This window comes from Flavobacterium flavipallidum (assembly GCF_038289905.1).
In the GTDB taxonomy this organism is placed as follows: Bacteria; Bacteroidota; Bacteroidia; order Flavobacteriales; family Flavobacteriaceae; genus Flavobacterium; species Flavobacterium flavipallidum.
Window position 1 is genome coordinate 36,034 of sequence record NZ_JBBYHU010000027.1, and the last position, 22,656, is coordinate 58,689.

The following is a 22,656-nucleotide window of genomic DNA, read 5'->3' on the forward strand; positions in this document are numbered from 1 at the left end:
TTAGAAATTTGATGGGGTTAGTAAGAAATTAAGATGGTTTAATAATTTTATGACATTATAACTTTTCATTTCTTCAAATAGTTTAGTTGAAAATTTACTTCGTTTTTCGAATTCCGCTATTTGTCTGTCACTGCAAGTTTGTAAAATGTAATGAGGTTTATCGTAATTGCGATATCCTAATTTTCCAACAAATGAATAACAACTGCAAAAATCTTTAATGGTATTTTTAAATTCAGTTAAAGACATGTCATTTCGGGTAATTTCATTATTTACTATTTTCATTGAATCTTCTCCGCCTAAATAAATTAAATTTCCCGAGATAAACATCTCTCCTGAACTTCCGTTTATTATTTCCCAAACGTTTTGATCTTTGGTTAAAAATAAACATAGTTTTTGTCCTTTTTTTGGTTTTTCCCAGCGTGGATCACAGTCCCATTCTTGAAACATTTTTACAGTTATTGTTTTAAATTTTTGACCTTTTAAATTTTCGCTAATTTTGAATATATAAGTGTTTCCTTTTACTACGTCAATTTCTCCAATAACTATTAAATCTGCTTTTGCTGCAATTAAAGTTAAAGGATAAATATCTTTTTTTGCTTCAGCTTTTATGGAAAAGAATATGATGAGCAGTAAGAATATGTTTTTTTTCATGGTTAGTCCTTTTTGTCAAATTGTTTGGTAAATTCTTCAGCAGGAATGACATTCAATTCATTGGTTTTACAATTCCATATGGAAGCGTAGTTTTTAGATAGTACAATATGATTTTTCCAGTTGGTGAATTTTTCATAAAGCATTAAAGTACAAATGTCGGTTGCAGTAATAAAATCACCCGTTTCAGCTTGATGATTATGCATGGTTTCAACTTCAGTTTGTTCTTTTTTGTATTGAATAGGTATTAAGTTTTTATGTAATGCTTTACGATTTAGGAATTTATTGTTTTGATCAAAATTCAATAAGTAATCGTTACCTAATAATACGACACCATTTACATTTGGACCTGTCAAAATGTAAACTTTTCTTTCTCCTTTTGAAATTAGAGGAATCAGATTTAGTTTGCTGTTGTTGTAACTTTTAATTAAAGTATCGTTTTCTAATGCTTTTTTTGCATTTTGTCTTAAGGTATAATAATCAAGTTCATTTTTTGTAAAATTTCTGTTGGCTAAATCAGTTGTTGCTTTGTTTATGTTAAATGAATCATCAAAAGTAATCGTTCCAATAACTTTAGGATTTTCTTCTTTGGAAAAGAAAATACATTTTGATTTTTCGTTGTCAGAATAGGAAAAATATCCGCCTATTTTCTCTCTCTCAGGATATTTGGCTAAAAAAATATCTGTTCCATACCAAGAAGCCATTTCTGATTGGTATAATTTTTTGCCTTCATCTAAATTTTTTTGAATTTGTTCTTTGTTTTTTGATTGTCCAATACAATTAAGAGTTGAAAAAAGTAAAATAAAGAGGTGTTTTGGTTTCATGGTTGCGGATTGGTTTTAGTTCTTTTTGTTGATTAATCTATACGAATTGATTTTGCTATTTTCTCAAAGAAATCTTTGCAATCTTCTTTTTCAGAATCCATAAAGGTGATTTGGTAAAATTTGTCGCCTATTGGAACAGCATACACTGTAGCATTTACTTTTTCAGCCTTTGATTTTGTCTTAATGGTATAGTTACAAACTGTATAAATAGATTTTTTACTGTCGATTTCTTTTATCGTTGGTATTGTTGTAAAACTGAAGTCGGGAAAATAGCTTTTTAAACTGCTGTAACTTGTTTCAATGGCATTTTTAAACGCTATTAGTGATTTTGTGCCATTTTTTCTTAGAACAATTTTGATTGTAGGAATAACTCCGTCAACACTGTTAATAGGGTATTTGTAATAAGCAACAATGTCTAAAGTTCCTTTGTTTTCTGTGATTAGTTTTTCAATTAAAGCAGGGCTTAATTTGATTTGTTCTTTGATATTTTCAATTGTTTCTGTTTGATTTGCTTCAATCCAATCGGTTGGTTTTTCCATGCTAAAGCCGAGTTTTTTATTTTGGTAGGTTTCCTGAGCATTAGCAATGAGGGAGAGAGTTAGTAGGATGTAAAGAGATATAATCTTCATTATTATTGATTTTATCCCAAATATATTGAAAATATTCTTACTTTATTGTTTTGTGAAATAATTTTTCTTACAAAATATAGAGGCTTTTGTTAAGATTACTTAACTATTATTTCATGCTTATAAAGCAACCCTTTTAAGCCTTCCAAAGCGAAAATCGCTTTTTTGAGTTTGGTTTTTTCAGGGTCGATGGTGTAGTTACGGCTGGTTGAGAAATCAACTTTGGAAGCGTTGGCTTTTTCAAATTCGGCACGGTATAAATCGCAGTTGTAGAATTGTGCAGCGGTTAAATCTGTTGCCATAAAATCGACTGCAATCAAACTGGAATTATTAAAAGTAATGCCTTTGAGTTTTAAGGCGTAAAACTTGGAAAAATCTAAGGTGCAATGGTCAAAATGTATTTCAAAAATGAGTTTGTCACTCATAGCAAAATTGACTTCTTTGATTTGGCAATGATTAAAATATGTCGTTCGAAATGCTGTGTGGTTAATTTTAGCGGTATTAAAAACGCAGTGGTTAAATTGACAATCGATAAAAGTAACACCTATCAAATTGCAATCGGAAAAAACGCAATTGTTAAAGGTACAAGATTCAAATTCTTTGAGGTTGAGAGTTTCCTGACCGTAGTGGGTGTCGTTGTAGTGTTGGTCAAAGAAATACTCGGTCATTTTTTTGTTGTTTAAACCCGACAGTGTTTTAAAGTTGTCGGGTTTGGATATTGTATTTTGAATTAAATCAAGATTTTTTATAAATGAATTTATTATTTTCTTTTTTGCTTGATCAAAAAAGAAACAAAAAAATATTCATGCTTTATTATTGTTTTTTGGTATTCATGAATCTTCGATTTCAAGTCTTGCGCTTCCTCGTCGGTCAAATAAGTTTTTGAATGCTAAAAGAAAAGAACTCGCTAACGCTCAAACAGCTTTTCTTTTTACGCATTCTTCAAACATTTGACACTCGACTGCGAAAGCTAAGGACGGTTAAGTCTGAGAAAAAAAATGAAAGCTAGATTGCGTTCTTATTTCTAAAATCTACCTTCTGTTTTCTGAACACTGAACACTGAATACTGAATACTGCTTTCTGCTCTCTGGTCACTAAATACTGACCACTGCAAACTGAGTACTACTCTTCTTCCTTTTGTCCCATCATCATCAGATAGGCTTTTAGGAATTCGTCGATTTCACCATTCATTACGCCGTCAACGTTGCTGGTTTCATAACCGGTACGTACGTCTTTTACCAGTTTATAAGGCTGCATTACGTAATTACGTATTTGTGAACCCCATTCAATTTTCATTTTTCCGGCTTCAATATCAGCGCGTTGTGCCTGTTTCTTTTTCAATTCGATTTCGTACAACTGCGAACGAAGCATTTGCATGGCACGTTGTCTGTTGTCCTGTTGCGAACGTGTTTCCGAACACTGAATCTGGATTCCGGTAGGTTTGTGATACAGCTGTACTTTAGTCTCTACCTTGTTTACGTTTTGTCCTCCGGCACCACTGGAACGGGATGTAGTGATTTCGATATCGGCAGGATTAATGTCAATTTCGATACTATCGTCCACCAACGGATATACGTAAACTGAAGCAAACGAAGTATGTCTTTTAGCATTACTGTCAAAAGGAGAAATACGCACCAAACGATGTACGCCATTTTCGCCTTTTAAGTAACCAAAAGAATAATCGCCTTCAAATTCCAGCGTTACGGTTTTAATTCCCGCAACGTCACCTTCCTGATAGTTCAGTTCTTTGATTTTGAAACCGTATTTTTCGCCCCACATCATGTACATACGCATCAGCATCGAAGCCCAGTCGCAACTTTCGGTTCCACCTGCACCGGCAGTAATTTGCAAAACAGCACTTAAACTGTCCCCTTCATCCGAGAGCATGTTTTTAAATTCGATACCCTCAATATGATATTCGGTCAGTTGGTATTGTTCGTCTAATTCCTCGGCGGTGAGTTCTCCTTCTTTGTAAAATTCGTAAGCTAATTGCAGTTCGTCATTCAAAGCAACAGCCTTTTCGTAGTCTTCAATCCACTTTTTTTTGTTTCGAAGATTTTTTACAATAAGTTCTGCTTCCTTGGCGTTGTTCCAAAAGTCGGGAGCAAAGGTTTTCTCTTCTTCGTTAGCAATTTCGATAAGTTTGGCATCAACGTCAAAGATACCTCCTCAACGCACCAAGGCGTTCTACAATACCTTTAATTTGTTCGGTAGTTGTCATAAATTATGTAATTTTGTTGCGCAAAAATAGTAAAAAATAAGTAGGACTACCGTTATTCGGGTCTGGATAAAAAATATAAAAATGCAAATAAATTTAGTTAGTGATACGGTAACAAAACCGTCCTACGAAATGTTACAATATATGTTCAGTGCTGATGTGGGTGATGATGTTTACAAGGAAGACCCCACGGTTAATGAATTGGAAGAAAGAGTGGCGGCTATTTTTGGGATGGAAGCAGGCTTGTTTTTTCCATCAGGTACGATGGCAAATCAAACAGCCATTAAACTACATACGCAACCCGGAGACCAATTAATTGCTGATAAAAACGCACATATTTTTCATTACGAGGCAGGAGGAGTTTCATTTAATAGTGGTGTTTCCTGTTGTTTAATTGATGGTAAAAGAGGAATGATCACTGCGGATCAGGTGGCTGCGGCAATCAATAAACCTAATTTTTTTCATAGTCCGTTAACTTCTTTGGTGTGTTTGGAAAATACCACTAATATTGGAGGCGGAGCTTGTTATGAAATGGAGGATTTGGAAAAAATTAAAGCTGTTTGCGATGCCAAAAATTTGAAATTACACTTAGACGGCGCCAGAATTTGGAATGCATTGGTGGCCAAAAGACAGAATCCAAAAGATTTCGGGAAAATTTTTGATACGATCTCGGTTTGTTTCTCAAAAGGATTAGGAGCTCCGGTTGGTTCGGTTTTATTAGGAAATAAAGAAACCATTCAGCGTGCTTTGAGAATCAGAAAAGTATTGGGTGGTGCTATGCGTCAATCAGGTTATTTAGCTGCTGGAGCGCTTTATGCTTTGGAAAATAATATCAAATTATTGACAGAAGATCATCGTCGCGCCAAAGAATTAGCCAATGTACTTAAGAAAAAAGACTGGGTTGAAACCATAGAACCGGTTGAAACGAATATCTTAATTTTTTCTTTGGTATCAGGATATAGTGAAGAGGTTTTGATTGAAAAACTCAAACAAAAAAATATTTCGATTAGCACTATTGGAAATCGAAAATTGCGTATCGTGACTCATTTAGATTACCGCGAAGTAATGCATACTTATGTGATTGAGACTTTGTCGAAAATGTAGATTGAAGTTAGAGGTTAGAGGTTAGAATGGGGAAGTATGCACTTCTAATTTCTAACCTCTAATTTCTTATTTAAACAAATTGTCCATTCCCGGAATCATAGGCATATCCATTTTTGCCACAGCATCCAGTTCGGCTTCGTTTACTTTAGTTGCTTTTTCAATCGCTTTATTAAGCACTAAAATCATATAATCTTCTAGTTGTTCTTTGTCTTCCAGCAATTCATCGGCAATTGTCAATGATTTTATTTTTCTGTTAGCTGTAATAGTAACTTTCAATAAGCCATCAGTGCTCTGTTCATCAACAAGAACAGTATCTAAACGTTTTTTAGTTGCTTCAATTTTGTTTTGGGTTTCTTTCAGTTTACCCATCATTCCCATTAAATCCATTTTTTCTTTTTTAAAATTTGATAACAAAAGTATTATTTTTACACAGAATACAATGTTAAAATTGATGAAAAGCCTATTCGTATTCGAAATGGTTTCTCCTATTTTTGCGCAAGCTTTTATTAAAAAAGAAGATTTACTACATGATAGAAAAAATACAAGCACCTATTGCTAAAATAATCCCTAAAGAAATGGAAAAGTTTGGGGATCTAAGGGTGGATAATTATTTCTGGTTGAACGATAGAGAAAACCCAGAAGTAATTGATTACTTGAATAAAGAAAATGAGTATTACCAGCAAATGACCGCTCATACGCAGGATTTTCAAAAGGATTTGTATGAGGAAATGAAAGCGAGAATTAAGGAAGAAGACGAGTCGGTGCCTTATTTGTACAATGGTTATTACTATATTACGAGGTTTGAAACCGGAAAAAATTATCCTATTTATTCCCGAAAAAAAGGAAGTCTTTCGGCTGAAGAAGAAATTCTTTTTGACTGTAATGTGTTGGCCGAAGGTCAGGCTTATTTCAAATTGGGCGGAATGAGTATTAGTCCAGATAATAAATTGGCAATTTTTAGTACTGACATTGTTGGTAGGAGAATTTATACTATTCAGGTTAAAAATTTGGAAACCGGTGAAATTTTGGAAGACAAAATCGAAAAGGTTACTGGTTCGGCAGTTTGGGCTAACGATAATAAGACGATTTTTTATTCAAAACAGGATGAGCAAACTTTACGCTCAGACAAGATTTTCAAACATAAACTCGGGGCGAAACAGGAAGAGGATGTGTTAGTTTATTTTGAAAAAGACGATACTTTTAGTGTTGATATTAATAAGTCAAAATCCAGAAAATATTTAGCAATTGAGTCTGGTAGTACGTTAACAAGCGAGTATCGCATCTTGAATGCTGATAATCCTGATGGGAAATTTAAAATTTTTCAAAAACGAAAAAGAGGAGTAGAGTATAGTATTAATCATTACAATGATAGTTTTTATATTCTGACCAATAAAGATGATGACGAGAATTTTAAGTTGATGAAAACTCCTGAAAATGCGACAACGGCCGAAAACTGGGTTGAAATTATAGGACACCGTGAAGATGTTTTGATAGAAGATATTGAAATTTTTTCTAAATATTTAGTAGTCGAAGAGCGTCAGGGAGGTTTGAATAAAATCCGAATTATGACTTGGGATGGTAAGGAAGAATATTATTTACCATTTGATAGTGAAACTTACACGGCTTACACATCAACCAATGTTGATTTTGAAACAGAAATTCTGCGTTACAGTTATCAATCGATGGCGACACCCTCATCGGTAATTGATTTCAATATGCGTACTAAAGAGAAAGAAGTTAAAAAAGAGCAAGAAGTCTTAGGAGGTACATTTGATAAAAATAATTATATCGAAGAACGTATTTGGGCAACAGCGCGAGATGGTGTTAAAGTTCCTATTTCGATGGTTTATCGCAAAGAATTAAAAAAAGACGGAAAAAATCCGTTATTGCTTTACGCTTATGGTTCTTACGGACACTCAATGGATACTTATTTTTCTTCAACTCGATTATCATTGTTAGATAGAGGATTTGTATATGCGATTGCGCACATTCGTGGGGGAGAAGATTTAGGAAGGCATTGGTATGAGGATGGGAAATTACTCCAAAAGAAAAATACTTTCAATGATTTTATTGACTGTTCAAAGCATGTAATTGCGCAAAAATATACTTCACCGGAACATTTGTATGCCGAAGGAGGTTCGGCAGGAGGATTGTTGATGGGAGTAATTATTAATGAGGCAGCGGAGTTGTATCATGGTGTAATTGCGCAGGTTCCTTTTGTAGATGTAATGACTACAATGTTGGATGAAAGTATCCCTTTGACTACTGGAGAATATGATGAATGGGGGAATCCAAATGTTAAAAAATACTATCAATACATGCGCTCTTATTCGCCATATGATAATGTTAAAGAAAAACGATATCCAAATATGTATGTTTCTACCGGTTTACATGATTCTCAGGTACAGTATTGGGAACCAGCTAAATGGGTTGCAAAATTGAGAGCGTATAAAACAGATGATAATGTTTTGTATTTAGATACTAACATGGATGCAGGCCATGGAGGTGCTTCAGGAAGGTTTGAAGCGTTAAAAGAATTAGCCAAAGAATTTAGTTTTTTACTAGATTTGGAAAAAATTAAAATCTAATTAGTTTTTTTTTGTTAAATTTGCTGCGTATCCAGGTTAAATAAAACTTAATCTTGATTAACTATTTTTTTATGAAAGAAGAAATAAATGCTTATAATAATGTTTTAGAACTGATAGGAAATACACCTCTTATCAAGATAAACAAAGTCACGGAAAATTTAGAAGGTAATTTCTATGCTAAGGTAGAAGCTTTCAATCCGGGACATTCCTCAAAAGATAGGATTGCGTTATACATTATTGAAGAAGCAGAAAAAAAAGGTATTTTATCTCCTGGTGACACCATTATAGAAACTACTTCCGGTAATACTGGTTTTAGTTTAGCAATGGTTAGTATTATCAAAGGTTATAATTGCATTTTAGCTGTAAGTTCTAAATCATCTAAAGATAAAATTGACATGCTTCGCAGTATGGGGGCAAAAGTGTATGTTTGTCCGGCACATGTTTCTGCAGATGATGAGCGTTCTTACTACAGTGTTGCTAAAAGACTACACGAAGAAACAAAAGGCTCGGTTTATATCAATCAGTATTTTAATGAGTTGAATATCGATGCCCACTATAATACTACAGGTCCTGAAATTTGGAAACAAACTAACGGAAAAATTACACACCTTGTTGCTTGTAGCGGAACAGGAGGTACTATCTCAGGAACTGCTAAATTCTTAAAAGAGCAAAATCCAAATATTAAAGTTTTAGGTGTTGATGCTTTTGGTTCTGTATTGAAAAAATATCATGAAACCAGAGAATTTGATTCTAAAGAAATTTATCCTTACCGTATTGAAGGATTAGGGAAAAACTTAATCCCATCGGCGACTGATTTTGATGTTATTGACAAATTTATGAAAGTAACAGATGAAGAAAGTGCGCACTCAGCTAGAGAAATTACCAGAAAAGAAGGAATGTTTGTTGGTTATACTTCAGGAGCTGTTTTGCAAGCGATAAAGCAATATGCCGAAGAAGGAGAATTTGATGAAAACAGTAATGTAATTGCTATTTTCCCAGATCATGGTTCTCGTTACATGAGTAAAGTATTCAGTGATGACTGGATGAATGAACAAGGATTCTTTGATAGTATTAACGAAGAAGATGTTCAAAAAATTGAAATGATAAAATAGATTTTTCTATTTTCAAAATATAGAACTCCGGAGTAATCTGGAGTTTTTTTTTGGAAGAAATTGATTTTAAGATATTGTTATAGAAATATTTAAAGTTTTGAATTAAAAAGTACTATTTTAGTTTTCTATTCAACCAAATCCAAATTAACCATGCTAAAATTATCCAATTACTTCTTAGTAGCAGTGTTCTCTCTATCGTGTGTATCTCTTCAGGCACAGCTGCAACAAAAAGCTTTAATAACAGTTGATTTAAAAAAAGAAATAGCTCCAATGAAAGCTGTTTGGGCTTGGTTTGGCTATGATGAGCCTAATTATACCTATATGAAAGATGGTAAAAAACTACTTTCTGAAATCGCCGATTTGAGCCCTGTTCCTGTATATGTTCGTACGCACAGTTTGCTGGTGAGCGGTGATGGAGTTGCGGCTTTAAAATGGGGGTCTACTAATGCTTATACTGAGGATGCCAATGGAAATCCGGTTTATAATTGGAAAATTGTGGATAGTATTTTTGATACTTATGTGAAAAGAGGCATGAAACCCTTGGCACAAATAGGTTTTATGCCTGAAGCTTTGTCAACACATCCAAGTCCTTACAGGCATTACTGGAAACCAGGTGATCCTTATACCGATATAATTACGGGTTGGGCTTATCCGCCAAAGGATTATGAAAAATGGCGTAATCTCGTTTACGAATGGGTAAAGCATTCCGTTGAGCGTTATGGTAAAAAAGAAGTAGAGAGTTGGTATTGGGAAGTATGGAATGAGGCTAACGGACACTATTGGAAAGGCACTCAGGAAGAATTTTTTAAATTATATGATTATGCAGCCGATGGTTTAAAAAGAGCATTGCCAACCGCTAAAATAGGTGGTTTGAATATTGCAGGAACTTCCGGAAAAGGGGCTACTGAATGGATGAATAATTTCATCAAACATTGTATATCAGGTACTAATTATGCTACCGGAAAAACGGGGAGTCCGTTAGAAGCGATTCTTTTTCATGCTAAAGGTCGTCCAAGATTAGTGGATGGCACAGTTATGATGGATATGGCGCCACAGTTGAGGGATATTCAGGCTGGTTTTAAAATCACAATGTCTTATCCTGAAACGAAGAATTTGCCTGTTATCATTGGAGAATCTGATCCTGAGGGTTGTGCCGCTTGCGGCATGGCAACCAATCCGGAGAATGCTTATCGAAACGGAACGATGTATTCTAGTTATACCGCTGCTTCTTTTGCCCGTAAATATTTATTGGCCGATAAAACCAAAGCTAACTTTTTAGGAGCGGTTTCCTGGTCTTTTGAATTTGAAAACCAGCCCTGGTTTTATGGTTTCAGGGATTTAGCAACAAACGGAGTCGATAAACCGGTTTTGAATGTATTCAGAATGTTTGGAATGATGAAGGGTAATAGAGTTGAAGCTGTGAGTAATAGAATGTATCCTTTAGAAGCGGTTCTTGAAAAAAGCATTCGCGGTAATCAATCAGATATTGGGGCATTGGCAAGTGCTGATGCTCGATCTACGGCTGTGATGCTTTGGAGTTATCATGATAAAGATGAGCAGGGAGCTGTCGAAGCTGTTGATTTAACTATTAGCAATATTCCTGTCAAAAAAGCCAATTTGAAAATCTACATTATCGATCAAGATCATAGCAATTCATACGAAGTTTGGAAAAAAATGGGTTCGCCACAAAATCCAACTTCAGAACAAATTCTGGTTTTAGAAAAATCCGGAAAATTAGAGTCAATTTCGAATAAAAAAATAGCAGTAAAATCAGGAAAAGCAAATGTTGTATTGCAATTAAAAAGGCAAGCTGTAGCTTTAGTTAAATTGGATTGGTAATAAAAAGATAAGTTAATGTTTCATATAAAAAAGTCCGCTTGCTCAATTTCTGTATTGATTTTATTGTTTGGTGTTTCCGTTTTTGGACAGATAAAGAAAGACACCGTTACTTTGTCGGATTTAGTATTAACTAGTTCTCCTATTCGTAATACAATTCAAAATTCTGCGGCTGCTATATCTATTATAAGTGAAAAAGAAATCAATCAGGCAGACGGCGTAATCCTGACTCCGGTTTTAAATAAAATTCCCGGCGTTTATATGCAACAGGGGGCTTTGAATACTAATAGAATTACTATTCGCGGTATCGGGGCGAGAACGCAATACGGTACAAGCAGAATAAAGGCTTATTTTGAAGGAGTTCCGCTTTCTGACGCTGAAGGAGAAACAGTTTTAGAGGATATTGATTTGGAAGCTTTAGGCGGAATCGAAATTATAAAAGGACCTAATTCTACCAGTTTTGGTGCCGGTTTGGGAGGTGTTATCAGTTTGAAAGCAAAACAATTAAATACGTCAACTACTTTTGCAAAATCAGGAAGTATTTTTGGGAGTTTTGGGTTGATGAAACAAGTTTTGTCAACGGGTTATAACGATTCAAAATCAACTGTTTTTGCTAATTATAGCAATTTAGAACAACAAGGTTACAGAGCAAATAGCAATTATAACCGAAAATCCCTGAATTTGTTTGGCAAACAGCAGCTTTCCAACAAAAGTTCTTTATCATTTTTTGGGATTGCAACTCGATTAAAGGCATTTATACCAAGTTCGATAAGTGAAAACGCTTTTAATAACAATCCAAAATCAGCGGCTCCAACTTGGCTCGCTGCAAAAGGTTATGAATCCTATGATAAATTGTTAGCCGGTTTGGGATTTGAACATCAGTTTTCTGAAAATTGGTCGGCTGATATTAGTCTTTTTTCTAATTTGAATAACGCTTACGAAACCCGGCCTTTTGATATATTGGAAGATAAAACCAAATCGGTAGGTTTTCGTTCCAAAGTAAATTATTTGGCTTCTCTGTTTACTTTGCCTAATATTATTAGCGTTGGAACTGAATTGATAACGGAGAATTATAATTTTTCCCTATTTAGAAATTTGTATCAGTCTAATTCCGGAAATGGAAGTTTACAAGGTGATCGATTTAGTGAAATGGAACAAAACAGACGTTATTGGAATGTTTTTTTTCAAATGGAAACCAAACTTGCAACAAAACTCAGTCTGGAAACCGGAATTGCATTCAATACAACTCATTATGATCAGACGGATATTTTTTCGCAAACAGGAACAAAGCAAAATTACAGCTTTGAAAGCATTTGGTCGCCTCGATTGGGTTTGTCTTATAAAATAGCTGATGGTAAAAATATTTATGCTTCGTTGAGTAAAGGATTTTCTATTCCGGTAGTTGCTGAAACACTAACAGCTGAAGGGCAAATTAATACCGATTTAAAACCTGAAATAGGGGTTAATTATGAAATAGGTTTTAAAGGGAATTTTTTAGGCACCAAGCTTTATACGGAATTGATTTTTTATTCCACTCAAATTAGCAATTTATTAGTAGCACGCAGAGTTGCCGAAGATCAATATGTGGGAATTAATGCCGGAGAAAGTTCGCATCAGGGAATGGAATTCGTAGTGAGCTATAAATTTGATGCTAATGTAAATATTCAGTTGAATCCTTATTTTTCGGGGACAATCACTCGTTTTAAATTTAAAAATTTTGTAGACAGAGATACTGATTTTTCTGGGAAATTGTTGCCGGCTGTACCTAATGTACAAATGAATGCAGGACTTGAGTTAGTAACGGCAATGGGTTGGAGTTTCAATGCTTCTTATCGATATACAGGAAAAAGATATCTTGATGATGCGAATTCGAAAGAAACAAAAGGATACCAACTTCTTGATGCTAAAGCCAGCTATGTTTTTTATATCCTTAAAAAATTAAAAATGGAAATGAATGCAGGAATTCAAAATGTATTGAATGAGAAATATGCTGCGAGTGTATTGCCTAATGCTGTTGGTTTTGGAACTGCTCCGGCCCGTTATTATTACTCGGGCAATCCAGTGAATTATTATGGTGGTTTTAACGCCGTTTATACTTTTAACTAAGTTAGCGGGCTATTTTGTTTTTGTATTCTTTAGGTGTGTTTCCCGTGTTCTTTTTGAATAGCTTATTGAAGTTAGAAACAGTTTTGTATCCACATTCATAGGCTATTTCCGAAACACTCATATCGGTTTCTATAAGGTGTTTACAGGCATTTGATATGCGTATTTCGTTTAGGTATTCAATGAAATTCTTTTTGGTTCTTGATTTGAACATCCTGCAAAAAGATGTCGGTGTCAGATTGGCAATTTGAGCCACTTCGTCCAGTGAAATCTCTTTTTTGTAATTGTCTTTGATGTATTGGTAAACGTCTGAAAGACGGTCTTTTTTGAAAGAAACATTGGTAGGTGTATAGGTTTCGCTGTTTATAAATTCCAAATCAGTAGTTACTGATAGAATGGATAAAATTTCAAAAAGTCCAATGATTACCTCAAGATCCTGTTTGAGGACTAATTGTTCTAGTTTTTCAGCAATTAGTTTGTTGGTTTTTCCTTTTATTGAAAGTCCCTTTTTCGCTTTTTCAAAAAGGCTGTTGATTTTCTGGGCTTCTTTTAATTCGTAAAATGCAGGACCAAAAATATCTTTATTAAAATAAACTACGATGGCTTTTGCCTTCAATTTATTGATGTTGTGATAATAAATTTCGTCATTTAACCATACATGCGGAATGTCTGATCCCAGAAATACCAGGTCACCCGATTCAAATGGAGCAACGGAATTCCCTATAATTCGTTTGCCAAAACTTTCTTTAACATAAACCAATTCTAGTTCCGGGTGCGAATGAAAAGGAGCCTGGAAGAAAGCTTCTTCTCTTGAGAGCACAGAAATGGCACTATTGAGATAAGACGATATTTTTGTTTTTTCTAGTTTCATCAGTTTTCAAAGATAATTAATAATTAGATAAGGATAAAATCGAATTATTATATAGTTATAGGGCGTAGTACCTTTATTTTTTTATATTTTGATAAATTAAAGATATTAATTGTTTGATAATTAGATAGATATTGGATTAAATATTGTGGGTTGTTAAATTGTCTTTTTTGTGAATATTTTAATAAACTAAGACTATTTTATCTTCTGAAACGAAGTTATAGCTTGTGAAATTTTCTTTTATGCTAAAATGGCATTTAAAATGAATTTCAATTTGAAAGATAAAATAATAGTGGCAATGGGAGAATTTAAAGAGATAGCTTGGAAAACTATAACGTTTTAGATTCAGAATCAGTTATTCTGTAATTGTAAGAAGTATTGATGTTGACAGTTAAATAAATTAAAAAATATAAATTCTACGATAATGGAAATAAAAAGATTAGTGGTTAAAATGCATCCCAATGATAGTGTATTGGTGGCATTAACTGATTTAACAAAAGGACAAAAAGTGGTTTTTGAAGAACAAACATATCTTCTTCAGGATACGATTAAAGCAAAACATAAATTCTATACCTCTGATTTAAATACAGGAGATGATGTGATTATGTATGGTGTTTTAGTGGGTAAAGTTCAAAATGATGTAGTTAAGGGAAGCCTGATGACAACAGCTAATCTTAAACACGCAGCGGAACCTTATGGATACCGTCATGTAGATTATACTTGGCAGGCACCAGATCTTTCTAAATACAAAGAAAGAACATTTAACGGCTATAAAAGAAGTGATGGTAAAGTTGGTACTGCTAATTATTGGCTTTTTGTGCCTACGGTATTTTGTGAAAATCGAAACCTTGATGTAATAAAGGAAGCATTGCACAACCAATTAGGATATTCTGTTAGTGATAAGTACAATCAGTTTACGCATCAATTGTTGAAAGCTTATCAGGAGGGAGAAGATTTAAATTCGGTCGGAATACAATTGAATCCAAGTTTTAGCACAAATCGTGTGTTTCAGAATGTTGATGGGATTAAATTTCTTAATCATCAAGGAGGTTGTGGTGGAACACGTCAGGATTCAGATACGCTAAGTACTTTGTTGGCTTCTTATGCTAATCATCCTAATGTGGCTGGAATTACGGTTTTAAGTTTGGGATGTCAACATTTGCAAGTACAAAATTTTATGAATGATGTTAAAAGACAAAATCCATCTTTTGATAAACCTATGTATGTTTTCGAACAACAATCTGCTCAAAGTGAGGAACAATTAGTAGCTGATGCTATTAAAAAAACTTTTGAAGGTTTAGTTGAAATTAACAAAAATCAAAGAACCGCAGCTCCATTAAGTGAATTGTGTATTGGTGTAAAATGCGGAGGAAGTGATGGATTTAGTGGTGTTTCGGCAAATCCAGCAGTGGGTTACACTTCAGATTTATTGATAGGTTTGGGGGGTAAAGTGTTGTTAGCTGAGTTTCCTGAATTGTGCGGTGTAGAGCAAAATTTAATTGATCGTTGTACAACAGAAGCATCAGCAAAAAAATTCATCAATTTGATGCAGTCTTACGATGCTTTGGCACACCAAGTAGGTTCCGGTTTTCATATGAATCCATCGCCAGGAAATATTAAAGACGGATTGATTACTGATGCAATTAAGAGTGCGGGTGCAGCCAAAAAAGGAGGAACAGCACCAGTAATTGATGTACTCGATTATACCGAAATAGCTACTAAATCAGGATTAAATTTAGTTTGTACCCCTGGTAATGATGTTGAAGCAACTACAGGACAAGCCGCATCTGGAGCTACATTAATTTTGTTTACCACAGGTTTGGGAACACCAACAGGAAATCCAGTTTGTCCAGTGATTAAGGTGGCGACTAATTCTGTGTTAGCAAAAAAAATGAGTGATATTATTGATATTGATTGTGGTCCAGTTATTAGTGGAGAAAAGACGATTGAAGAAATGGGGGAGGATATTTTAGAATATTGTATTAAAGCAGCAAGTGGCGAGATTATTCCAAAAGCGGTGTTGCTAAATCAAGATGATTTCATTCCATGGAAACGTGGTGTGTCGCTGTAAAGAGTAATTATTGAAGAGACTATTTATTTCATCAAAAGTTGAGGTAGATTTGTTTTAAATTAAAGAAAAAGAAAGAAAAATTAATTATTATCTTGCGTTGAATTTATTCAATCTTAAAAAAAAATAAAATTTATGTTCTCATTAAAAGATAAAAAAGCAATCATAACCGGTGGTGGAAGCGGAATTGGAAAAGCTATTTCTGTTTTATTTGCTAAACAAGGCGCTGAGGTTCATATTTTAGAATTAACTGCTGAAAGTGCTCAAAATACAGTTGACGAAATTACTGCCGAAGGTGGAAAAGTGTTTGCTCACGCCTGTAATGTTGCTAAACACGATGAGGTGGTAGCTACTTTTGAAAAAATTGGTAATATCCATATTTTGGTTAACAATGCCGGAATTGCTCACGTTGGAAAAGTAGACACAACTGGAGAAGCTGATTTTGACAGAATTATGGATGTAAACGTAAAAGGTGTTTACAACTGTTTGTATGCTTCAATTCCTCAATTCCGTAAGTCGGGTGGTGGAGCTATTGTAAATATGGCTTCGATTGCTTCGTGGGTTGGAATTTCGGATCGTTTTGCTTATTCTACAGCTAAAGGTGCGGTGATGTCTATGACATTGTCAGTTGCCAGAGATTACATCAACGAAAATATTCGTTGTAACTCGATTTCTCCTGCGCGTGTTCATACACCGTTTGTAGATGGATTTATTGCTAAAAACTATCCTGGAAATGAAGCTGAAATTTTTGATAAATTATCCAAATCACAACCGATAGGAAGAATGGGTAAACCAGAAGAAATTGCTACTCTTGCTTTGTTTTTAGCTAGTGAGGAAGCAGGATTTATTACAGGATCAGATTATCCAATTGACGGAGGATTTATTAAGTTGAATAACTAAAAAAGGTGCTAAGGTTTTTTGCAAAAAGCTTATTATCTTAGTGGTTGGGAATTTTGAATATAAAAGAATAAAAATTTAAATATAAAAAAATGAAATTAATACGTTTTGGAGCAGAAGGAAGCGAAAAACCAGGAATTTTAGTGGGTGAAAAAAGATATGATGTTTCTTCAATTGTAACTGATTATAACGAATCTTTTTTTGAGAATAATGGTTTAGAAAAATTAAAAGCGGCTATCGATGCCGGGACTTCTTTTCCTGAAGTGGGAGCTGATGTTCGTTTAGGTTCAGCTGTTGCCAGACCTTCAAAAATCATTTGCATTGGTTTAAATTATGTGGATCACTGTCATGAAACTGGTGCTCCAATTCCAACAGAACCAATCATTTTCTTTAAATCGACTACTTCTTTATGTGGGCCAAATGATAATGTGATTATCCCTAAAGGAAGTGAAAAAACAGACTGGGAAGTAGAATTAGCTTTTGTAGTAGGTAAAAAAGCAAGTTATGTTGAAGAAGCTGAAGCTTTAGATTATGTAGCGGGTTATTGCTTATTAAACGATTACAGCGAAAGAGCTTTCCAAATCGAAATGGGGGGACAATGGGCTAAAGGTAAAGGTTGTGATACTTTTGCGCCTCTTGGACCATACTTAGCGACTCAGGATGAAATTGCCGATGTAAACAATCTTCCAATGTGGTTATCTGTTAATGGAAAAAAATTCCAAAACAGTAATACATCTAACTTAGTGTTTAAAATTCCATTTTTAGTACATTATTTAAGCCAGTTTATGACTTTGCTTCCTGGTGATGTTATCAGTACAGGAACACCTCCGGGAGTAGGTTTAGGTATTAAACCAGATCCTATTTATGTAAAAGCAGGAGATGTTATCGAATTAGGAATAGAAGGTTTAGGTACAAGTAAACAAGTTGCTGTAGCTTATTCGAAATAAGTTTTTAGTAAATAAATTTTAAAAAGGAGTATTGGATTTAAGATTCAATGCTCTTTTTTTTGTTCTTTTTTCAGAAATTCTCATCTATTCAAAAAGACTTTCTGTCTATCTATTCAGGGGGATTGTCTATTGCGTTATTGTAAGGAATAATTAGTTCGGAGTTTTGACGCAAATTAAAAAAATCATTCATTTTCCTTATTATGAAAAATTATTGTTTCTTATTATTACTCTTCGGGTTTACGATTTCAATATTTGCACAAAGCCCAGCCCAAGCACCAACTGGTAAAATGTCAATTCCATCAAATGGGATTGTATATGGTAAAATCGTAGACAACGAAAAAAAATCATTGAGCGACGTTACAGTTACATTGATGCAATCTAAAATGGATCCGCAAACTAAAAAAGTCAAAGAAGTTTTAGTTGACGTAAATATCACAAAAGCTAATGGGGAATTTAGATTCGAATCTTTGGCTCTGACAAATAAATATACTTTGAAAATTGCCGCCATCGGATTTGAGGATATAGATAAGAAATTTACTTTTATTGATTTTCCATCAAATAATAATGCAGAAAAAGGTGTTATAAATGCTCAAAATAAAGCAGTACAGCCTTCTGGAAATGGAGGGGCACCTAGTTTTAAGCTTCCTGATTTAGATAGAGATTTAGGTGATATTGTATTAACTGTAAAAACAGAAGAATTACAGTCAGTAGTTGTTATTTCTGGAAAAAAGGGACTTACAATGGATATTGATAAAAAAGTTTTTAATGTGGAAAAAAATCTAGTTAGTGTAGGAGGTACAGCTGCCGATTTAATGAAAAATGTGCCTTCAGTAAATGTTGATATTGACGGAAATGTAACTTTAAGAAATGCTACACCTCAAATTTATATTGATGGTCGCCCGACTACTTTAACTTTAGACCAAATTCCGTCAGATGCCATTGAAAGCGTAGAGATTATAACGAATCCTTCGGCTAAATATGACGCTTCTGGAGGAAATGCAGGGATATTGAATTTGGTTTTAAAGAAAAATAAAAAAAACGGTTACAATGGTAATATTAATGCCGGAGTTGATAAAAGAGGCGGATTGAATGGTGGAGCCGGTTTTAATTTAAGAGAAGATAAATTTAATATATCCGTAAACACATTTGGTAACCAGTCTAAAAATGTAAATAAAGGAACTACAGAGATTAGAAACTTAGTAAGTTCGCCTAATTTATTGGTAGATCAAAACAGTAAAAACAAGATGAACGGTGGTTTTCTGTTTGGTAAATTCGGGATTGATTATTTTTTAAGTAACAGATTGACCTTGTCTTTAGGTGCTATTAAAGTACATGGAGACATGAGTCCGAATGATTTTCTAAAAACAGACAGTATTTATGATGGCGGATCTCAGCTTAGTTATAGCGAAAGAACCACAACTAATAGCAGGATTTTTAATGCTACCGGAGTAACAGGAGGATTCAAATATTTATTTAAAAAAGAAGGGGAAGAACTTACAGGAGATTTTAATATTTTTTCGGGAAAAAATGAAACAAATGCCTTGTATAGCACCAATATTTTTGATGTTTATGGAGGTGTTCAACAAGGGACAACTCTTCAAAATTTAATAGGAAACGGAACAAATAAGTTTCAAACGATCCAAACAGATTATGTAAATCCTATTGGTGAAAAAGGAAAAATTGAGGCTGGATTAAGAGTTCAAATGAAGGATATGACCAATAGTCAGGGGAATTATATTTTTAATAATTCAACTAATTCTTTTGACCTTGTGTCGTCATCGAGTAGTAACTACAAAAATAAAGACAACGTTTATGCGGCTTATGCAACTTTTTCCAATACAATCAATAACTTTGGATATAAGGTTGGTTTAAGAGCTGAAAGTTCAAATTATGAAGGTGAACTTACTGATACCAAACAAACATTTAGCAATAATTATCCAGTTAGTTTATTTCCATCGGTGTTTTTAAGTCAGAAATTAAATGATAATGAAGATGTGCAACTTAATTATTCCAGAAGAGTAAACAGGCCATTTTTTATGCAGGTAATTCCATTTATTGATTCAACAGATCCGCTAAACTGGAGTCGGGGAAATGCAGGTTTAAAACCAGAATTTATTAATTCATTGGAAGCGTCTTTTTCTAAGAAATTCAAAGGAAATAACTCTTTATTAGTTTCTGTTTATTACAAAGGATCGAAAGATTTAATAACCCGATACATGGATACTATTACAGCTGACGGAGTAAAAAGACCATTGAGTACTTATGTGAATGCTAATTCAAGCAGAAGTATTGGAACTGAATTTACTGCTCAAAACACTTTTACTAAATGGTGGGATGCCAATACGAATTTGAATATTTATAATTCAAAAATTGATACAGATAATGTTACCGGAACTTCACAAGATGCTATTACCAGTTGGTTTTTGAAAATGAATAATAATTTTAAATTACCTTCTAATTACAAAATTCAGTTATCAGGAACTTATCAGTCAAAGACTAATTTGCCAGTGAATCAAGGTGGAGGTGGAATGGGTGGTCCACAAAATAGCGGTTCGCAAAGTTCGTCACAAGGATATGTAAAATCTAATTATGGGGTAGATTTAGCTTTACAGAAAAGCTTCCTTAAAAATAATGCGGCAACTTTAACGCTAAGTGTTAATGATATTTTCAGATCAAGAAGTTACAGACAATATTCAGAAAGTGATTTTTTTATTCAAAATAGCTACAGACTTAATGATGCTCCAATGTTTAAATTGAATTTTAGTTATAAATTTGGACAAATGGACGCCTCAATATTGAAGAGAAAAAACATGAAAGGAGAATCTGAAGGGATGCAAGGCGCAATGCAGGGGGCACAATAAATAAAGTTTTAAAAGCCTAAATAAAGAATATGAGTTTTTTGAAAAGTAAGCTAGCGACAATATTTTACCATTTGATGGTTTGGACGGTTTTATTTAGCTTTCCTTATTTACTCTCATCAGGGCAAAATCAGGCTATTCAGGCTGTTATTGTTTTTTCCTGGGTTCCATTGTCTTTTTATGTACTTATTTTTTATACCAACTATTTTGTATTTATTGAGCGTTTCCTTTTTACAAAAAAGACAATTTTATTTCTGGCTTCTAATGCTATTTTGATTGCTTTTTTTATATGGGTTAACAATCAGGTAAAAGATTATTTCTTTCATCATATCTTTATTCATAAAGACAATCATGACTCCTTTAAGCCATCCCGAAATTTATTTATTTATATTGATATTCTTTTTTTTATCGTTCCGGTGGTTTTTTCAATCGCTTTGAAAACCACGGAACGATGGATAAAAACAGAAGCCGAGCGCAAAGAAGCATTGACTATTAAATTGGAATCAGAATTACAACATTTAAAATACCAATTGCAACCGCATTTCTTTTTTAATTCTTTAAATAATATTTATTCATTAGTAGATATTGCACCTGAACAAGCTAAACAAACTATTCATAGTCTAAGTAAACTAATGCGTTATTTGTTGTATCAAACTAATAATGAAAAGGTAAGTTTAATAAGTGAAATTCAGTTTATAACGAATTATATAGAGTTGATGAAGCTGCGTTATACCGAAAACACTAAAATTGAATATGATTTTTCAATATTAAATAATGATCTTCAGGTAGCTCCTTTGTTGTTCATTTCTTTAATCGAAAATGCCTTTAAACATGGCGTTTCGGCGAGTCAGGAAACGGAGATTATATTTAAAATGAAGGTCGAAGGAAACAGTATTGATTTTAGCACAAAAAACCATAATTTCCCTAAAACGGATAGTGATAAAAGTGGTTCAGGTATTGGTTTGCAAAATATGGAGAAAAGATTGCAATTATTGTATCCTGAAAAACATCAGTTTACCGCAGTGGTTGAAGATGGTTTTTTTGTAGTGAATCTAATTTTAGAAATTTAAGATATACCAAATCCATGTCAGACAAAATAACTTGTTTAATTGTAGACGATGAACCGATGGCTTTAAACTTAGTAGAAAGCTATGTGGATAAAACGCCTTTTTTGCAACTTTTAAAAAAATGCAATAGTGCAATTGAGGCTTTGGATTTTTTAAATGAAGAACGTGTCGATTTGATTTTTTTAGACATTCAAATGCCTGATTTAACGGGTTTAGAATTGGCTAAACTACTACCTAAATCTACCCGGATTATTTTTACTACCGCTTTCGATCAATACGCATTAGAAGGACTAAAAGCGGAGGCTATTGATTATTTGCTAAAACCATTTGATTATAATGAGTTTTTTACCGCAGTGAATAAAGCCAGAGATTGGTTTTCGATGACTAGAAAAGCCAAAAAAGAAAAGACCGATCAGATGGAATTTATATATGTCAAGTCAGGTTTTAAACAACTTAAGATTCAATTGGATTCCGTTTTGTATTTAGAAGGTTTGAAAGATTATATCAAAATTTGGCTTAAAAACGAGCCACAGCCCATTCTTACCTTAATGAGTTTAAAAACCATGGAAGAAGAATTACCAGCAGACAAATTTATGCGTGTTCATCGTTCTTTTATTGTTTCGCTTAAAAATGTTGAAGAGGTAGAGCGCCATCAAATTGTAATTAATAAACAACGTATCACAGTGTCTGAACAATACCGGACCCAGTTTATGAATTATCTCTCTGAGAATTCGTTGGAATGAAAATTTAAAAAATGTTTCTCCATTGGGTAGTCATGGTCGGAAGAAATTCTGGCCATTTTTTTATGTTTTAAATACTTTATCAGGATTTCCACCTGCGAATATTATCAAAATCGCTGTAATCATATCTCTAAGTTCCATTGCGATTCTTC

At 33.7% G+C, this 22,656-nt stretch carries 18 protein-coding genes; 11 read left to right on the forward strand and 7 right to left on the reverse strand.

Features of this window, described 5'->3' with window-relative positions:
• The 5 genes from AAEO59_RS12420 to prfB form a co-directional block, all read right to left on the reverse strand.
• Positions 1-651 (reverse strand): hypothetical protein, encoded by a 651-nt coding sequence (locus AAEO59_RS12420; RefSeq protein WP_341701066.1) that lies wholly within the window; start codon positions 649-651, stop codon positions 1-3.
• A gap of 2 nt (positions 652-653) precedes the next feature.
• Positions 654-1,472: a hypothetical protein gene (locus AAEO59_RS12425; RefSeq protein WP_341701067.1), complete on the reverse strand. Its 819-nt coding sequence runs from the start codon at positions 1,470-1,472 to the stop codon at positions 654-656.
• 32 nt (positions 1,473-1,504) lie between these two features.
• Positions 1,505-2,101, reverse strand: coding sequence for a hypothetical protein (locus tag AAEO59_RS12430; protein ID WP_341701068.1), 597 nt, complete (start codon positions 2,099-2,101; stop codon positions 1,505-1,507).
• 95 nt (positions 2,102-2,196) lie between these two features.
• A complete protein-coding gene (locus AAEO59_RS12435) occupies positions 2,197-2,766 on the reverse strand; it encodes a pentapeptide repeat-containing protein (RefSeq protein ID WP_341701069.1) in 570 nt (189 codons plus the stop codon).
• Positions 2,767-3,220: 454 nt separating this feature from the next.
• A protein-coding gene (gene prfB, locus AAEO59_RS12440; RefSeq protein WP_341701070.1) for a peptide chain release factor 2 occupies positions 3,221-4,319 on the reverse strand; the annotation gives its coding sequence in 2 pieces (ribosomal slippage) (positions 3,221-4,255 and positions 4,257-4,319; 1,098 coding nt in all).
• Between the two features lie 81 nt (positions 4,320-4,400).
• Here prfB and AAEO59_RS12445 point away from each other — a divergent pair.
• Positions 4,401-5,420: a threonine aldolase family protein gene (locus AAEO59_RS12445; RefSeq protein WP_341701071.1), complete on the forward strand. Its 1,020-nt coding sequence runs from the start codon at positions 4,401-4,403 to the stop codon at positions 5,418-5,420.
• A 66-nt stretch (positions 5,421-5,486) separates the two neighbouring features.
• On the opposite strand, the gene AAEO59_RS12450 is transcribed toward AAEO59_RS12445, so the two are convergent.
• Complete coding sequence (locus tag AAEO59_RS12450) at positions 5,487-5,834, reverse strand: YbaB/EbfC family nucleoid-associated protein (protein ID WP_341701072.1); 348 nt, start codon at positions 5,832-5,834, stop codon at positions 5,487-5,489.
• A 113-nt stretch (positions 5,835-5,947) separates the two neighbouring features.
• Here AAEO59_RS12450 and AAEO59_RS12455 point away from each other — a divergent pair, with 113 nt between their 5' ends.
• The 4 genes from AAEO59_RS12455 to AAEO59_RS12470 all read left to right on the forward strand — a co-directional run bounded on the left by AAEO59_RS12455 (position 5,948) and on the right by AAEO59_RS12470 (position 13,062).
• Complete coding sequence (locus AAEO59_RS12455; RefSeq protein WP_341701073.1) at positions 5,948-8,008, forward strand: S9 family peptidase; 2,061 nt, start codon at positions 5,948-5,950, stop codon at positions 8,006-8,008.
• A 71-nt stretch (positions 8,009-8,079) separates the two neighbouring features.
• Positions 8,080-9,120 (forward strand): PLP-dependent cysteine synthase family protein, encoded by a 1,041-nt coding sequence (locus tag AAEO59_RS12460; RefSeq protein ID WP_341701074.1) that lies wholly within the window; start codon positions 8,080-8,082, stop codon positions 9,118-9,120.
• A gap of 150 nt (positions 9,121-9,270) precedes the next feature.
• The gene (locus AAEO59_RS12465; RefSeq protein ID WP_341701075.1) at positions 9,271-10,959 is read left to right on the forward strand and encodes a GH39 family glycosyl hydrolase; all 1,689 of its coding nucleotides are present in this window, start codon (positions 9,271-9,273) and stop codon (positions 10,957-10,959) included.
• Between the two features lie 15 nt (positions 10,960-10,974).
• A complete protein-coding gene (locus AAEO59_RS12470) occupies positions 10,975-13,062 on the forward strand; it encodes a TonB-dependent receptor (protein ID WP_341701076.1) in 2,088 nt (695 codons plus the stop codon).
• A 1-nt stretch (position 13,063) separates the two neighbouring features.
• On the opposite strand, the gene AAEO59_RS12475 is transcribed toward AAEO59_RS12470, so the two are convergent.
• The gene (locus AAEO59_RS12475) at positions 13,064-13,930 is read right to left on the reverse strand and encodes an AraC family transcriptional regulator (protein ID WP_341701077.1); all 867 of its coding nucleotides are present in this window, start codon (positions 13,928-13,930) and stop codon (positions 13,064-13,066) included.
• A gap of 427 nt (positions 13,931-14,357) precedes the next feature.
• On the opposite strand from AAEO59_RS12475, the gene AAEO59_RS12480 reads away from it, so the two are divergent.
• The 6 genes from AAEO59_RS12480 (at position 14,358) to AAEO59_RS12505 (ending at position 22,507) form a co-directional block, all read left to right on the forward strand.
• Complete coding sequence (locus AAEO59_RS12480; RefSeq protein WP_341701083.1) at positions 14,358-15,998, forward strand: UxaA family hydrolase; 1,641 nt, start codon at positions 14,358-14,360, stop codon at positions 15,996-15,998.
• Between the two features lie 132 nt (positions 15,999-16,130).
• Complete coding sequence (locus tag AAEO59_RS12485) at positions 16,131-16,895, forward strand: SDR family NAD(P)-dependent oxidoreductase (RefSeq protein WP_341701078.1); 765 nt, start codon at positions 16,131-16,133, stop codon at positions 16,893-16,895.
• 89 nt (positions 16,896-16,984) lie between these two features.
• Entirely contained in the window at positions 16,985-17,839 is an 855-nt protein-coding gene (locus AAEO59_RS12490) for a fumarylacetoacetate hydrolase family protein (protein WP_341701079.1), read from the forward strand.
• Positions 17,840-18,126: 287 nt separating this feature from the next.
• Positions 18,127-20,700: a TonB-dependent receptor gene (locus AAEO59_RS12495; RefSeq protein ID WP_341701080.1), complete on the forward strand. Its 2,574-nt coding sequence runs from the start codon at positions 18,127-18,129 to the stop codon at positions 20,698-20,700.
• A 29-nt stretch (positions 20,701-20,729) separates the two neighbouring features.
• Positions 20,730-21,767 carry a sensor histidine kinase gene (locus AAEO59_RS12500; RefSeq protein WP_341701081.1) on the forward strand — a complete coding sequence of 346 codons (1,038 nt, stop codon included), beginning with the start codon at positions 20,730-20,732 and terminating at the stop codon, positions 21,765-21,767.
• A 14-nt stretch (positions 21,768-21,781) separates the two neighbouring features.
• Positions 21,782-22,507, forward strand: a complete 726-nt coding sequence (locus tag AAEO59_RS12505; protein ID WP_341701082.1) for a LytR/AlgR family response regulator transcription factor — start codon at positions 21,782-21,784, stop codon at positions 22,505-22,507.
• The last annotated feature ends 149 nt before the right edge of the window (positions 22,508-22,656 follow it).

Coding starts and splice junctions, on each gene's coding strand:
- AAEO59_RS12420 (WP_341701066.1), bottom strand. CDS start 651: ATGAAAAAAAACATATTCTTACTGCTCATCATATTCTTTTCCATAAAA.
- AAEO59_RS12425 (WP_341701067.1), bottom strand. CDS start 1,472: ATGAAACCAAAACACCTCTTTATTTTACTTTTTTCAACTCTTAATTGT.
- AAEO59_RS12430 (WP_341701068.1), bottom strand. CDS start 2,101: ATGAAGATTATATCTCTTTACATCCTACTAACTCTCTCCCTCATTGCT.
- AAEO59_RS12435 (WP_341701069.1), bottom strand. CDS start 2,766: ATGACCGAGTATTTCTTTGACCAACACTACAACGACACCCACTACGGT.
- AAEO59_RS12445 (WP_341701071.1), top strand. CDS start 4,401: ATGCAAATAAATTTAGTTAGTGATACGGTAACAAAACCGTCCTACGAA.
- AAEO59_RS12455 (WP_341701073.1), top strand. CDS start 5,948: ATGATAGAAAAAATACAAGCACCTATTGCTAAAATAATCCCTAAAGAA.
- AAEO59_RS12460 (WP_341701074.1), top strand. CDS start 8,080: ATGAAAGAAGAAATAAATGCTTATAATAATGTTTTAGAACTGATAGGA.
- AAEO59_RS12465 (WP_341701075.1), top strand. CDS start 9,271: ATGCTAAAATTATCCAATTACTTCTTAGTAGCAGTGTTCTCTCTATCG.
- AAEO59_RS12470 (WP_341701076.1), top strand. CDS start 10,975: ATGTTTCATATAAAAAAGTCCGCTTGCTCAATTTCTGTATTGATTTTA.
- AAEO59_RS12475 (WP_341701077.1), bottom strand. CDS start 13,930: ATGAAACTAGAAAAAACAAAAATATCGTCTTATCTCAATAGTGCCATT.
- AAEO59_RS12485 (WP_341701078.1), top strand. CDS start 16,131: ATGTTCTCATTAAAAGATAAAAAAGCAATCATAACCGGTGGTGGAAGC.
- AAEO59_RS12490 (WP_341701079.1), top strand. CDS start 16,985: ATGAAATTAATACGTTTTGGAGCAGAAGGAAGCGAAAAACCAGGAATT.
- AAEO59_RS12495 (WP_341701080.1), top strand. CDS start 18,127: ATGTCAATTCCATCAAATGGGATTGTATATGGTAAAATCGTAGACAAC.
- AAEO59_RS12500 (WP_341701081.1), top strand. CDS start 20,730: ATGAGTTTTTTGAAAAGTAAGCTAGCGACAATATTTTACCATTTGATG.
- AAEO59_RS12505 (WP_341701082.1), top strand. CDS start 21,782: ATGTCAGACAAAATAACTTGTTTAATTGTAGACGATGAACCGATGGCT.